The following is a 13,831-nucleotide window of genomic DNA, read 5'->3' on the forward strand; positions in this document are numbered from 1 at the left end:
TATTGAAAAATCAGATATACAGAAAGCGAGTAAGGTGAGATCTACTAAAGGACTGAGTCTACATGTTTATGGACGATTAGCCGCAGCCTTTATAACACTAATATTTAACTCTTGATTCGCATTATTAGTAATATCTATTGCTGCTACTTCCAAGTTATTTATATAATCCCAATATTCTTTATAGTTTAATTTTTGATCTCTTAAGGATTTATTGACAACATGCTGGTGCAAACTATATTGATACCCTGTTGTTTTTACTTCCACCTGTGCAGATATATCTCCAGTAGATGTTAAATTTACATTAGCCGTTGTTATTTGCTGGCTGTCCTCTGCGTCATATACTTTGGTATGCACTATTTTACCACCTTCTGGAGTTACCAAAAGCACATCTCTATCATCTGTAAAACCAGCTGTAAAACCAAAGGGATTGGTTTGGCTTGTGCACTCTAAGAAGATATTTTCTTCATTATTAGGCAGGCATAAAATAACATGATTTCCTTCGGTTACAGAAAACTCACTATCAATGCTTTTTATATCATCATTTCCCCATACTACGGTATAATAAGACGGCACTCCGACAGCTTCTAAAAGTGCCTTGGTATAATTGGTTAAGCCTTTACAATCTCCATATCCCAATTTATCAACATCCATGGCATCCATAGGCTTCCATCCTCCAATACCAACTTGAACACTAATATATCTAGTTTTATCTTGCATGTATTGGTATATAAGCTTTGCCTTCTCGAGGTTGTCTGTTGTATTTGCAGTTAATGCTTTTACCTCATCAATTGCTGATTGCGGAATTGCATCTGTACCAGCAATTAACTTGTTGTACATCCATTTCCCAAAGTCTTCCCAATTATTGTTTTCGCCTTTAACACCTTCCATATTAAAGGTGCTTAATGCAGGTTTTAAACTCGGTATAATATTAGAAATTCCTAGATTGTATGCTTCGTACTTAATGCCACTTAATGTTTTGGCTTTTACATGAGTCTCTGATAACACTTCAATATTATAAGCCTCAAAATTTTCTGTTTTTGTTCTAACTATTACATCTGAATTATTGACGATTTTGTATTCAGAATTTTCTACCGACACATAATAATCATCTATGGGACGCCATTGAGGCACAAAGGCTGTACTTTTCATTTGTACCTCTGAAACATACTCAATAGTGTAAGGATATTTGACCGGTGTGTAACTCAAATATTTTACACGATTATCAGAATACAATGTCCCTCCGCTTACAGCACTTTGATCAGAAAAATCCCTAAGCTTAAATTTTTTAATTTCTTTCCCAGACTCGTTATAAATCCAGGCCTCCATTTTCTTTATTTTAGTATTACTATCATAAGCCTCATAGGCATTTTGATGACGATTACCATACTCGTTAAAGACAGTTACAATACGTGTTGTAGTAACATACATATCGTCAAAATCATTGATTTCGATAATCTGCTTATCAAACCTTACTACTGCGTTGGCTTTAACTTTTAAACTTATTGGTATCGTACTAGCTTTGTAATCTATGTCTGACTGAGACGAAGAAACTGCAAACAAAAGAAAAAAGACACAAACAAATAGTCCTTTTATATACTTCATTCAAATTTAAATTGTTGAACAATATAACACTTGAAAAGTAATTAATCAAAAGGTTAATGTAAATTTATTCTTACACTTTTTCTTTACTATCAATAATTATGGTAACCGGGCCATCATTTAGTAGATTCACTTTCATATCGGCTCCGAATGCTCCTGATTGAATAGTGTTATCAATTGCTTTTTGTAAAGCTACCTTGAAGTCTTCATATAGTGGTATTGCAAGTTCTGGTTTTGCTGCTTTAATGTAACTTGGACGGTTGCCCTTTTTTGTAGAGGCATGTAGTGTAAACTGACTAACAACTATAATATCGCCATTAACGTCTATAACAGATTTATTCATGACGCCATTATCATCAGAGAAGATACGTAATCCTGAAATTTTTCGGCATAGCCAATCAATATCCTCCTGTGTATCTTCTTCAATTATGCCTAAGAGAATTAAAAGACCCGTTTTGATTGAAGCTACTGTTTTATGATTTATGGTAACTGATGCCTCGGAGACGCGCTGTATAACTACTTTCACCTATTTAAATTTTTGTAATATTCTTTTGCTTAGAATTTAATTATGTCGATTGTTGTTGAACGCTGTCTGATAAATGCCCTTTATGGGCTTTCATGTGTTTATATTTATTGTTTTTTTAAGGACACATGCTGTTCGGTATTAATCATTCCTTTGGGTGATAGTATGTTTAGCATGCGCGTTTCATAATTTAATTTTCATCCCAATTATCAGTTCTATAATGCTCGTCTTCACCTTCTAAAATTTGAATATAACTTCGATACCTAGAATAGGACACCTCATCATTTTCTAAAGCAGCTTTAACGGCACACTTTGGCTCTTTTAGGTGCAAGCAATTATTAAACTTACAATCTTGTTTCAAAGCAAAAAACTCCGGGAAATAATCGCCCACTTCTTCTTTTTCCATGTCTACAACTCCAAAACCTTTAATACCTGGCGTATCAATAATTTTTGCATCAAAACTTAAATCGAACATCTCTGCAAATGTTGTTGTGTGTTGCCCTTGCATATGCAGGTTTGATATTTCTTTAGTTTTGAGGTCTAATGAAGGCTCAATAGCGTTAACCAAAGTAGATTTTCCAACTCCTGAATGACCTGCAAACATTGATATTTTTCCTATCATCAGCTCTTTTACTTTATCAATATTTTTTTCTGTAGTCGCTGAAATACCAATACATTCGTATCCTATTTTTCTATAAATACTTGCTAAGTATCTGACTTCCATTATAGTTTCTTCATCATAAGCATCAATCTTATTAAACAACAAAACAGTTTTTATACTATAAGCTTCTGCGGTAACTAAAAATCGATCTATAAAGCTAGTAAATGTAGGTGGATTTTCTATAGTGACTAATAAAAACACTTGGTCAATATTAGATGCAATAATATGAGTTTGCTTGGAGAGGTTTACAGACTTGCGTACAATGTAATTTTTTCGTTCTTCAATACGGTTTATAACACCTGTTTGGGTATTATTTTTTGTTTCAACATCGAAAGTTACATTATCTCCTACAGCTATTGGATTTGTACTTTTAATACCCTGAATTCTAAATTTCCCTTTTATACGGCACTCGTAAAACTTACCGTTTGGTGTTTTTACGGTGTACCAGCTGCCTGTTGATTTGTATACGGTTCCTGTCATAGATTACTTTACAAAGTAACAACATTTACAAAAAGATAATGATATAATTATTACTTATATTCGACAATAATTTTTAACACAATCAATTACTATGAAAAAAATCTTATTATTATCGATCTTATCATTGTTTTGTTTATCTGTCTTTGGACAGACAAACCTTTATCAAAATCCTGAATTTGATAACTAAACTAAAGATCATAAAATAATTGCTGTTGTTCCTTTCAAAACTACTGTTAAGTTAAGGCCAAAAAAAATGAAAGAGTTAAAAGAAGGTGATTTGGAGAGAATAGAAAAAGCTGAAGGAGAAGGACTTCAAGTCGCTATGTATTCTTGGTTCTTAAAAAGAAAAAAAAGAGGAACATTGAAAGTTAATGTACAAGACCCTAAAAGAACAAATGCAATACTTAAAAAATCTGGTATCACATATGAAAACATACAAGATCAGTTACCAGAAGATTTGGCAAAAATATTAGAGGTAGATGCTGTAATTTCAGGCACATTCGAAACTGACAAACCCATGTCTGATGGTGCTTCAATAGCCCTAGGAATGGTATTTGGCTTTTTTGGCTCAACAAATTCGGCGGTATTAAACATGAGCATTCATAATGGCACAGATGCAGAATTATTATGGAACTATAACAAAAAAGTAAGAGGAAGTATTGGAAGTGATTCAGACGATTTAGTAAATAAGCTTATGAGAAAAGCTTCAAGACGCTTAGGCTATACCGAATAATAAAATAATTTATATTCCAAAAAAAGGCTTGCAAATTGCAATCCTTTTTTTGTATTAATTTAATTATTTATAATTCTCTCTTGATGATTAATTGATTCTTGATGGATTGCTTTAAACATTCGGAGTACAAAATCTTCACTTAGTCCTTTTCCTTCACCTTCGAGTATCATTTTTCCTAAAATTTCGTTCCATCGTTTAGATTGTAAAACAGCTACGTTATGGTCCTTTTTAAGCTGACCAATAGCATCTGCAATATTCATACGTTTCCCCAACATCTCTATGAGCTGATGGTCAACTACATCTATCTGAGTTCTGAGTGTGTTAATCTTATTTTTAAACTCAGCAGCTTCCCCTATCTCTTTACGTATACGTAAATCTTCAGTATATTTTATCAACGTATCAGGTGTGATTTGTTGAGCTGCATCACTCCATGCTTTATCTGGAGTATGATGTGTTTCTATCATTAGACCATCATAGTTTAAATCTAATGCTGTTTGACTAAGCTCAAAAATAATATCGCGACGTCCTGCAATGTGAGATGGGTCTAAAATTAATGGTAAATCTGGAAAACGATTTTGTAGATCTACTGCAATTTGCCATTCTGGATTATTACGGTATCTCGTTTTTTCATAAGTTGAAAACCCTCTATGAATTACACCCAAATTCTTTACATCTGCCGTATAAAAGCGTTCTACTGCTCCTAACCATAAAGCCAAATCTGGATTTACAGGATTCTTGATTAAAACAGTTTTATCGGTTCCTTTTAAAGCATCTGCGATATCTTGTACAATAAATGGACTCACCGTTGTACGTGCTCCAATCCAAAGTATATCGATATCGTGTTTCAAAGCTAAATCTACATGATTAGCATTAGCAACTTCTGTAGTGGTTAACAAGCCTGTTTCTTCTTTTGCACGTTGCATCCATTTGAGTCCAAGAGCTCCGACACCTTCAAAATTTCCTGGGCGTGTTCTTGGTTTCCAAATACCAGCTCTAAATACGGTAGTATCACTATCTTTTAACTGGTGTGCTATTTTTAACACTTGTTCTTCTGTTTCTGCACTGCATGGACCAGCAATAACTAACGGATGGTCTAACCCAAAAGCGTCTAGCCAGTTTCTCAATTCTTTTTTATTTTCCATATTTTCCTTTTTCTTTTATTTAATTCCGTTAAGAATTTGCTTTATATAATTTGTTGATTCCATTTCTTGATAGACCGATTGAAAATCATCATTCTCCATCAAGGTTTTGAAATGCTTTAAGTTGTTTATGTATTCATCTAATGTTTCAATAACATTAGTTTTATTCTGTTCAAAAATTGGTGTCCACATTGCTGGTGAACTTTTAGCTAAGCGTACTGTACTCTCAAATCCACTACCAGCCATATCAAAAATATCACGCTCGTTTTTTTCTTTTTCAATCACAGTTTTTCCTAGCATAAATGAGCTAATGTGCGATAAATGCGAAACGTATGCAATGTGTTTATCGTGAGCTTTTGGGTTCATATACCGAATACGCATCCCTAAGTCTAAAAAAAGCTTCAAAACTTTCTCCTGAAGTTTAAAAGCGGTTTCTTCGACCTCGCAAATAATATTAGTTTTATCTTGGAACAAACCAGTAATTGCCGCTTTTGGCCCTGAAAATTCCGTACCAGCGATAGGGTGTGCTGCCAAATAATTTCTTCTGTTTGGGTGCTCTTTAACCTTGGAACAAATATTCTGTTTGGTTGAACCAACATCAAAAACAACAGTATTTTCTGAGATGTTATCTAAAACTTGAGCTAAAATTTCTATAGTTGCATCTACAGGAATTGCAACAATCACTATATCTTCCTTTGAAAGCTCTTTAATTGAAGTCTCTCCATCAATAATACCTAATTTTATAGCCTCTTGTATATGTTTCGCATTGGCATCGATAGCACGAATTTTAACTTCAGGATATTTTGACTTTATATCTAAAGCAAAACTTCCGCCTATTAATCCAACTCCTATAATAGCCACATTCTTCATCTTACTTTACTCTTGCAATAGCTTCATTAATAACTGATTCTTCTTCACAAATAGAAAACCTCACATAACCTTCACCATTACTTCCAAAAACAGTTCCTGGAGCAATAAATATATTGTGCTCTTTAAGTACTAAATCTGTAAATTCTTCACTCTTTATATGTGGTGGTAATTTTGCCCAAACAAATAGTCCTGAAACATCATCATCACAAGTACAATTAAGCGCTTCGGCTAATTCTCGCACCAATTTTCGTCTTTTTCTATAAATACTATTTAAACTTTCAAACCACATGTTTGAACTCTTTAAGGCTTCGATAGCACCTTTTTGAATGCCATAAAACATTCCAGAATCCATATTACTTTTCACTTTTAAAACTGCGTTCACATAATCATAGTTACCAACAACCATACCTGCTCGCCAACCAGCCATATTAAAAGTTTTGCTGATAGAGTTTAACTCTAAACATACATCTTTTGAATTTCTATACTGCAGTATACTTTTTGGGTTATCGTTGAGGATAAAACTGTATGGGTTATCATTTACTATTAAAATATCGTGACGTTTTCCAAAAGCGATAACGTCATCATAAAATTTGTGAGGAGCATTACTACCTGTTGGCATATTTGGATAATTAGTCCACATAATTTTCACCTTACTTAAATCCATACGCTCTAAGGCGATAAAATCTGGCAACCAATTATTATCTTCCTTTAAATCGTAAAAAATGGGCTCAGCTTCTAACAATTTTGCAACACTAGCATAGGTTGGATATCCTGGATTAGGGATTAAAACACAATCTCCTTTATTTAAAAAAGCCATTGAAATATGCATGACACCTTCTTTGCTTCCCATTAGCGGTAACACCTCAGTTTTTGCACTTAATGAAACTTTATAACGTGCTTTATAAAAATCCGCAACAGCATCTCTAAATTGTGGAATACCTTGATAACTCTGATATTTATGCGCACCTGCATGATGTAGACTTTCCTCCAAAGCCATAACAGCTTTTAATGGCGGATCCAAATCTGGGCTACCAATACCAAGGTTAATAATAGGCTTGCCTTGTGACTTTAAAAAAGCAACTTCCTTTAATTTTACTGAGAAGTAGTATTCTTCTACCTGTTTTAATCGGTCAGCTACTTCTATCATAATTTTGCGTTTTTATATTCACCAAGAACTTTAAAATTTTCTGCCATAATATTTACTATAGATTTTGCTTTTTCGTAATCCGAATACTTGTCAAAAGTAACATCTATAAAAAAAGCGTATTTCCAAGGTGTATTAATTTTTGGTAAAGATTGAATTTTAGTCAAACTCAGCTTACAATCACTCAATACGTTAAGTACGGCAGCCAAGCTTCCTCGTTTATGGTCCAATTCAAACTTTAGTGAAGCTTTATCGATTATTCTTTTGCTATCACAGTTGTTATATTGTTTTACAATAACAAAGCGCGTTTCATTATGCTTTATAGTTTGAATGCTTTTTGCCAAAACCTCTAACCCATAAAATTTAGAAGCTGAATTACTAGCAATGGCTGCAATTCCTTTTGTATGATTTTCTGAAATAGATTTAGCTACATCTGCTGTATCCTTAGCCTCGACTAGTTTAATTTTAGGATAGCTTTTAAAAAATTCCTTGCACTGTAATAATGCCATAGGATGCGAATGTACTTCTTTAATTTCTTCAATACTTTGATTTGATAATGCCATTAAATGATGCTGAACATCCAAATAATATTCTCCAATAATATGCAAGTCATGACTATCAATTAAAGCATAATTTGGGATTATTGATCCTGCTATAGAATTTTCTATAGCCATAACAGCAACCTCGACTTTATTTTCTAAAAGTGAATCTACAAGTGCATCAAAAGTCATGCATTCCAAAAGCACTTTGATTTCATCAAAATACGCCTCAGCAACACTGTGGTGAAATGACCCTTTAATGCCTTGAATGGCTATACTATCTATTTTATTCATTATCATCTCTAAGTTCTAAACAAAAAAAATCTCGATGTTAAATCGAGACTTTTTAATTATATGCTTTAAATATTACATACTAAGCCTCGCTTCTTTTATTAAAAAAGTAGAAAAACCAGTTGTAATATCTTGAATTTGCTTGCATAGTTAATTATAACATTTGCTAAAGTAACTAATAAATCGAAAAATAAAAATAGTTGAAATACTTTTTTCGTAATTACGTTTTCTTTTTAATACCTATTTTTGAAAAAACCTTTTTTAGATGTCTATAGAAGTTAAAGATATTTCCAAAGTTTATGGCGATCAAAAAGCGCTAGACCATATTTCCTTTTCTGTAAAATCTGCAGAAATAGTTGGGTTTTTAGGCCCAAATGGTGCAGGAAAATCTACCATGATGAAAATATTGACCACTTATATCAACCCTACTGAAGGTAAAGCAAAGGTTAATGATTTTGATATTAATACGAGTAAACATAACGTACAAAAATCTGTAGGATATTTACCTGAACACAATCCATTATACACAGAGTTGTATGTTAGAGAGTATTTAAACTTCAATGCTGATGTATATAAAGTAAAAAAACAACGTATTGAAGAGGTTATAGAAATGACCGGCTTAACGCCTGAAGCTCACAAAAAAATTGGTCAGCTCTCAAAAGGCTATCGTCAAAGGGTAGGATTAGCGAATGCTTTATTACACAATCCTGATGTTTTAATACTAGATGAACCCACAACAGGATTAGACCCTAACCAATTGGTAGATATTAGAAATCTTATAAAAACCATTGGAAAAGAAAAGACTGTCTTCTTGTCTACTCATATTATGCAAGAAGTTGAAGCCATGTGCGACCGTGTGATTATTATTAATAAAGGTAAAATTGTAGCTGATAAACATTTAGCAGACTTACGCGAAGATCAAGAACAAATAGTTATTGTAGAGTTTGATTATCGTGTGGAAGATGCTTTTTTACTAAAACTCCCAAAAGTAATCAAGGTAAAAAACACAAACGGTTTTGTTTACGAAATCACTTTTTCTACCAAAAAAGACATGCGCTCTCATGTCTTTGATTTTGCCCATGATAATGACTTAAAAATTATTCAACTCAATCAAAAAAATACTAGCTTGGAAAGTTTATTTAGGGAGTTGACTAGTTAAAAATTAAACGTCCATTAAAAACTTCTTCTACATCAACATTTGGAGGTTGATTAACGGAAATCACGTCTCCTGTAGAAAATATAGTTCCTGTAATCGATTGCTGTGGATTTACCACCATGTTATTAGAACCACGATGGAAAATTGAAATATTTTGTACTATAAAATCTTCACCTTCAAAACGTCCGTCTCCAGCGGCAAAATTAACATTTAAGTTTTCTGCCTCACCCGAAAGGTAAAAAAAGGACAAATTATTGGACACTACATTCAAATTCTCAACATCTAGATTCAATCTAAAATCTCCTATAGGAAAACTATCTGGGGCATTAAAATCTTCAGATAACAAAGTTAAACTTTCAAAATTCAAAATACCGTCAGATTTTATTTCAAATTGGGTAGAACAACGTATCTCGGTTAAGTTTGGTATGGTTACAAACACTTTTGTAATCCCAAAATCACGGACATAATTACAGATATTATTATCCGTGAGCACTAGTTGGTTTCCTATAACCTCAACCACAACATCGTTTAATAAATTCTCTCCTGTTTGTACTCTGACTATTTGACTTGGACCTTGTTTTATAATTAATTCAATATCCCGATTGACCAAAATTCTCTCAAAATTAGCCACAGATAATTCTTCTTCAATTATGCTTCCTGCTTTTTGAAAACAGTCTGATGCAGACTCACTATCACAAGAGAGACAAAGTACTATAAACAATATGTATATTAATTTTTTCATACGAATAAATTATGTTTAAAGTTCATGTTTTCAACATTTTATATTAAACTGCTAAGAATCCCTTTTAGGTAAAATTTTCATACACATGCTTTTCGCTATTAATCATTCCTTTGGGTGATAATATGTTTAGCATGCTCGTTTCATAACCTTACACCGATTCCAAATTCTACAGCTTCTGCTTTTGCACCATGAGATTTTAAAGTAATAGCTCCAAAAAGTCTGTCACCAAAATAACGTTTTAGACCTATTCTTAAGTACGTTCTTCCTTCAAAATCAAAAGGGTAATAGACATAGTAGCCTAACTGTGTTTCGATAGATATTTTATTGATAAACAATTCGTGACCTAAAAAAAGTCCAACTCGCTTAAAATCTTCGTCTCCCGCAACACCATTTCCTAGAGCTGCTGTACTTTGAAAGCGAATTAACTCTTTTAAAAAGTTTGAAAAGAATACATCTGTTCCAAATTGTATGGCACTCTTATGATTAATACGCTTATCCGCGTATGCTGATAAGATATAAAACGGGTATTGTCCACTACCCACAATATCACTTTGATTGATTCCACTACGGAATACAAAATTGTACTTAATCGGCTCTGTATACTTTTCTGAATCCAAGTCGTCTATATATTGTTCATTTTCTTCATCTAAATTGTAGGTTACACCAGCATTTAACGCAATGGTATTAATACTTGTATTTGGCGCTTTTACATTCGCGTTTGAATAATGAATAAGGGATATTCCTGCCTGAAATCCAAAACGGTCAAAAACCCTTTCTTTTTTATAATTAAGCATTAGATATGTGCTACTCAATAGTCGAGTTCCGAAAGCAATGTTCTTTGGATTACCATTCCTATCATAAGGATTTGAGGTGTGGGCTATACCTTGACCAATTCGTAACATTAAATTCCGTTTTAGGAAATAGAAATTATAATGTGCATAGAACCCAAAATTATTTCCTAAATTTTTATTTTTAAGATTTTGATAGATAAATGAAGCGCCATAATCTGGATAATTATAACGTTGTTCCCAAGCCTCTTTTCCAAAGGTTTTTTTGTTCCAGCTTAAAATAAAACCTTCAGGCTGGCCTGTTATTAACGCAAGAATATCGTTATTGTGTAATGCTATAGTACCTTTAAAGTAATTAAAGTCTAAATATGATTCTGAAGTTTTATTTTGTGCAGATAATACTACAGAGAATAAACAAAATAAACCTAATACTTTTTTTTGCATTTCGAGATATTGAAAAGCAAATGTAAGTAAAATAGTCTCTCAAATAACTACTCTAAACAGTATGTAATCCAAAAGTAAACTACTAAAAGCTAGTGCCAATAATTTGGATTACAAATTTTAGCTGGGTATTATATTTTTTAAATATGTTCATCGCTTTTTTTTAAATACCTGTTTTTATACCTAAATCAAACACCGTTTATAGATGCAATAACCACTCTATCGAACAGTTTTTCTCCAAAATATCGTCTATTTACCTTATACACAAATGCATTTAGGTAGAGCTGTAAATAATTTCCCTTGATTTTATGATAATTGCACAAGAGTGTTATTTTAGCGTTACTTATTAAAATACGAACCCATTTGAGAGTGTCTTTTGTGGTTTGTTCACTAGATTTTTCAGTAACATGTAGTTCTACATAATCTGATATATCGACATAGGAAGTACTTTTGTTAGAAAAAACAATAGTTCTCTTATCTAATGAGCTTTCAATGGTATCATCAATCTCTTTTGAAGAATGTGTATTTAATACCTTAGCCTTAAAGTAACCTGCTTGGCTAGATTTCTTACCAGTTTCTATATCTTCTAAAATAACACTTTTTGCCATTACTGCTACATTCTTTTCACCTGCTGCTCCACGACCACGCTTAGCTTGAGATTTTTCTATATCTGTTGATGCTACTGTAAAATAACCTTCATCCATCTCTATCATGCCTTCTAGAGTGTAACGCTCACCGCTTTTCGCTATACTTTTACGTAGTTTATGCACCATAGACCATACAGGTTCATAACGCTTCAAACCTAATTGGCGCTGTATATCTTTGGCGGAAAATCCTTTCTTAGTTACGCTCATTAAAAACATTGTACGATACCATATTAAAAAGGATAGGTTCGAGTTCTCCATAATAGTACCACTACGTAATGATGTCCGAAACTTACATGCTTTACATTGATAACTCCATTTATTCTTTAACCAATAATGGTCATTACAACCACATTTCTTACAAAATACGCCTTGTGTATCTCTTTCTTGCTTAAAATGAAGACGGCATTCTTCTTCGCTTCCAAATTCCGCAGTAAAACTAAAAATATTCACAGCTAATAATGTTTTTATAATCAATGTAATATACAAAATTAGGTGTAATTACGGATATTTAATAAAATAATTTACAGAAACAAATTATTTGGATTTTTTTTATTTTACAAATATTAATAAATGCCAAAAATAAATCTAAACAATATTTTGTTTTTCTATTATTAAGAGAACCTTAAAATTTAAATCTTTTTAACATCGATTGTTTTTAGACCAAATTGAATTTCCTATTTTTGCAGCTCAACAAAAGAGGAATGATTTGACTGATTGCAACCTCTGGAAAAAATTGCTAAATACAGTGTTATGCTTTCCAAACAATTACGTCAAATCTTGAAATTAAGTAGAATTTATGGCGTATTTATTTACTTCAGAAAGTGTTTCTGAAGGTCACCCAGACAAAGTAGCAGATCAGATTAGTGATGCTTTAATCGATAACTTTTTAGCATTTGATAAGAACTCTAAAGTTGCTTGTGAAACCTTAGTAACAACAGGACAAGTAGTATTAGCAGGAGAAGTAAAGTCTGACACTTATCTAGATGTCCAACAAATTGCAAGAGATGTCATCAATAAAATAGGCTATACTAAAAGTGAATACATGTTTGACGGAAGCTCTTGTGGTGTCTTATCTGCAATCCATGAGCAATCTCCAGATATTAATCAAGGTGTAGATCGTGCAAAACCAGAAGATCAAGGTGCAGGTGACCAAGGGATGATGTTTGGTTACGCTACTGACGAAACTGAAAACTATATGCCATTAGCTTTAGAGCTTTCGCATAGATTATTAAAGGAATTGGCAGAGTTACGTCGCGAAAACAAGGACATTACTTATTTACGTCCTGATGCAAAATCTCAGGTAACTATTGAGTATAGCGACGATAATGTACCTCAACGTATCGATGCCATTGTATTATCTACGCAACATGATGATTTTGATGCTAGTGACGATGTCATGTTAGCACAAATAAAAAAAGATATCGTAGAAATTTTAATACCTCGTGTGGTTGCTAAATTACCAGTACATATTCAAAAATTATTTACAGATAACATTACATATCATATCAATCCAACAGGTGTATTTGTAATCGGTGGGCCACATGGCGACACTGGTTTAACTGGACGTAAGATTATTGTAGATACCTATGGTGGTAAAGGTGCCCATGGTGGTGGTGCTTTTTCTGGTAAAGACCCAAGTAAAGTCGATAGATCTGGTGCCTATGCCACTAGACACATAGCAAAAAACTTAGTTGCTGCTGGTTTATGCAAGGAAGTTTTAGTACAAGTCAGTTACGCCATCGGCGTTGCAAAACCTACAAGTATTAATGTTGAAACTTATGGTACAGCTACCGTAGATAAGACCGATGGTGAAATTAGCAAGATTGTTGAATCTATTTTTGATATGCGTCCATACTTTATTGAGCAACGTTTAAAGTTAAGAACACCTATATATTCTGAAACTGCTGCTTATGGGCATATGGGACGTACTCCTGAGGTTAAAACCTTAACCTTTAAAAACCCAATGGGTGAAGAAGTTACCGAAACAGTAGAGACATTTACATGGGAGAAATTAGATTACGTAGATAAAGTGAAAGCTGCTTTTGGAATTTAGTTATCTCGATAATAATAAAAAAACC

Annotated in this window: 13 protein-coding genes; 3 read left to right on the forward strand and 10 right to left on the reverse strand. The window is 33.0% G+C overall.

Annotation, left to right across the window (positions count from 1 at the left end; all coding sequences use genetic code 11):
• Window positions 1-66: 66 nt before the first annotated feature.
• The 3 genes from HKP48_RS11290 to rsgA form a co-directional block, all read right to left on the reverse strand.
• Entirely contained in the window at window positions 67-1,602 is a 1,536-nt protein-coding gene (locus tag HKP48_RS11290) for a DUF3857 domain-containing transglutaminase family protein (protein ID WP_296345896.1), read from the reverse strand.
• Window positions 1,603-1,672: 70 nt separating this feature from the next.
• On the reverse strand, window positions 1,673-2,125 hold the full coding sequence (gene dtd, locus HKP48_RS11295) for a D-aminoacyl-tRNA deacylase (RefSeq protein WP_296345898.1): 453 nt from the start codon (window positions 2,123-2,125) through the stop codon (window positions 1,673-1,675).
• 187 nt (window positions 2,126-2,312) lie between these two features.
• Window positions 2,313-3,263, reverse strand: coding sequence for a ribosome small subunit-dependent GTPase A (gene rsgA, locus HKP48_RS11300; protein WP_296345900.1), 951 nt, complete (start codon window positions 3,261-3,263; stop codon window positions 2,313-2,315).
• Window positions 3,264-3,516: 253 nt separating this feature from the next.
• Here rsgA and HKP48_RS11305 point away from each other — a divergent pair, with 253 nt between their 5' ends.
• Window positions 3,517-3,996 carry a hypothetical protein gene (locus tag HKP48_RS11305; protein WP_296345903.1) on the forward strand — a complete coding sequence of 160 codons (480 nt, stop codon included), beginning with the start codon at window positions 3,517-3,519 and terminating at the stop codon, window positions 3,994-3,996.
• 59 nt (window positions 3,997-4,055) lie between these two features.
• Here the strand turns inward: HKP48_RS11305 and HKP48_RS11310 are convergent, their stop codons facing one another.
• From HKP48_RS11310 to HKP48_RS11325, 4 genes are read right to left on the reverse strand one after another with little or no spacing between them, the layout of a single operon-like run.
• Window positions 4,056-5,138 carry a bifunctional 3-deoxy-7-phosphoheptulonate synthase/chorismate mutase type II gene (locus HKP48_RS11310; RefSeq protein ID WP_296345905.1) on the reverse strand — a complete coding sequence of 361 codons (1,083 nt, stop codon included), beginning with the start codon at window positions 5,136-5,138 and terminating at the stop codon, window positions 4,056-4,058.
• Window positions 5,139-5,153: 15 nt separating this feature from the next.
• Window positions 5,154-6,005, reverse strand: coding sequence for a prephenate dehydrogenase (locus HKP48_RS11315; RefSeq protein ID WP_296345908.1), 852 nt, complete (start codon window positions 6,003-6,005; stop codon window positions 5,154-5,156).
• A 1-nt stretch (window position 6,006) separates the two neighbouring features.
• Window positions 6,007-7,152, reverse strand: a complete 1,146-nt coding sequence (locus tag HKP48_RS11320; protein WP_296345910.1) for an aminotransferase class I/II-fold pyridoxal phosphate-dependent enzyme — start codon at window positions 7,150-7,152, stop codon at window positions 6,007-6,009.
• The gene (locus HKP48_RS11325) at window positions 7,149-7,982 is read right to left on the reverse strand and encodes a prephenate dehydratase (RefSeq protein ID WP_296345912.1); all 834 of its coding nucleotides are present in this window, start codon (window positions 7,980-7,982) and stop codon (window positions 7,149-7,151) included. Before HKP48_RS11325 ends, HKP48_RS11320 begins: the two co-directional genes overlap by 4 nt.
• Window positions 7,983-8,244: 262 nt before the next feature.
• Between HKP48_RS11325 and gldA the strand changes: the two genes are divergently transcribed.
• Window positions 8,245-9,138: a gliding motility-associated ABC transporter ATP-binding subunit GldA gene (gene gldA / locus HKP48_RS11330; protein WP_296345914.1), complete on the forward strand. Its 894-nt coding sequence runs from the start codon at window positions 8,245-8,247 to the stop codon at window positions 9,136-9,138.
• On the opposite strand, the gene HKP48_RS11335 is transcribed toward gldA, so the two are convergent.
• From HKP48_RS11335 to HKP48_RS11345, 3 genes are all read right to left on the reverse strand, one after another.
• Window positions 9,131-9,877, reverse strand: a complete 747-nt coding sequence (locus tag HKP48_RS11335) for a head GIN domain-containing protein (protein WP_296345917.1) — start codon at window positions 9,875-9,877, stop codon at window positions 9,131-9,133. The genes gldA and HKP48_RS11335 overlap by 8 nt on opposite strands.
• A 140-nt stretch (window positions 9,878-10,017) precedes the next feature.
• Window positions 10,018-11,109 carry an acyloxyacyl hydrolase gene (locus HKP48_RS11340; RefSeq protein WP_296345919.1) on the reverse strand — a complete coding sequence of 364 codons (1,092 nt, stop codon included), beginning with the start codon at window positions 11,107-11,109 and terminating at the stop codon, window positions 10,018-10,020.
• 185 nt (window positions 11,110-11,294) lie between these two features.
• Window positions 11,295-12,203 (reverse strand): IS1595 family transposase, encoded by a 909-nt coding sequence (locus HKP48_RS11345; protein WP_296345921.1) that lies wholly within the window; start codon window positions 12,201-12,203, stop codon window positions 11,295-11,297.
• 346 nt (window positions 12,204-12,549) lie between these two features.
• Between HKP48_RS11345 and metK the strand changes: the two genes are divergently transcribed.
• Entirely contained in the window at window positions 12,550-13,806 is a 1,257-nt protein-coding gene (metK, locus tag HKP48_RS11350; RefSeq protein WP_296345923.1) for a methionine adenosyltransferase, read from the forward strand.
• Window positions 13,807-13,831: the final 25 nt, after the last annotated feature.

This window comes from Winogradskyella sp. (assembly GCF_013042245.1).
GTDB lineage: Bacteria > Bacteroidota > Bacteroidia > Flavobacteriales > Flavobacteriaceae > Winogradskyella.

Excerpts from the sequence above, each read along its gene's own strand:
- HKP48_RS11290 (WP_296345896.1), bottom strand. The coding sequence starts at position 1,602 with ATGAAGTATATAAAAGGACTATTTGTTTGTGTCTTTTTTCTTTTGTTT.
- rsgA (WP_296345900.1), bottom strand. The coding sequence starts at position 3,263 with ATGACAGGAACCGTATACAAATCAACAGGCAGCTGGTACACCGTAAAA.
- HKP48_RS11305 (WP_296345903.1), top strand. The coding sequence starts at position 3,517 with ATGAAAGAGTTAAAAGAAGGTGATTTGGAGAGAATAGAAAAAGCTGAA.
- HKP48_RS11310 (WP_296345905.1), bottom strand. The coding sequence starts at position 5,138 with ATGGAAAATAAAAAAGAATTGAGAAACTGGCTAGACGCTTTTGGGTTA.
- HKP48_RS11315 (WP_296345908.1), bottom strand. The coding sequence starts at position 6,005 with ATGAAGAATGTGGCTATTATAGGAGTTGGATTAATAGGCGGAAGTTTT.
- HKP48_RS11320 (WP_296345910.1), bottom strand. The coding sequence starts at position 7,152 with ATGATAGAAGTAGCTGACCGATTAAAACAGGTAGAAGAATACTACTTC.
- HKP48_RS11325 (WP_296345912.1), bottom strand. The coding sequence starts at position 7,982 with ATGAATAAAATAGATAGTATAGCCATTCAAGGCATTAAAGGGTCATTT.
- gldA (WP_296345914.1), top strand. The coding sequence starts at position 8,245 with ATGTCTATAGAAGTTAAAGATATTTCCAAAGTTTATGGCGATCAAAAA.
- HKP48_RS11335 (WP_296345917.1), bottom strand. The coding sequence starts at position 9,877 with ATGAAAAAATTAATATACATATTGTTTATAGTACTTTGTCTCTCTTGT.
- HKP48_RS11340 (WP_296345919.1), bottom strand. The coding sequence starts at position 11,109 with ATGCAAAAAAAAGTATTAGGTTTATTTTGTTTATTCTCTGTAGTATTA.
- metK (WP_296345923.1), top strand. The coding sequence starts at position 12,550 with ATGGCGTATTTATTTACTTCAGAAAGTGTTTCTGAAGGTCACCCAGAC.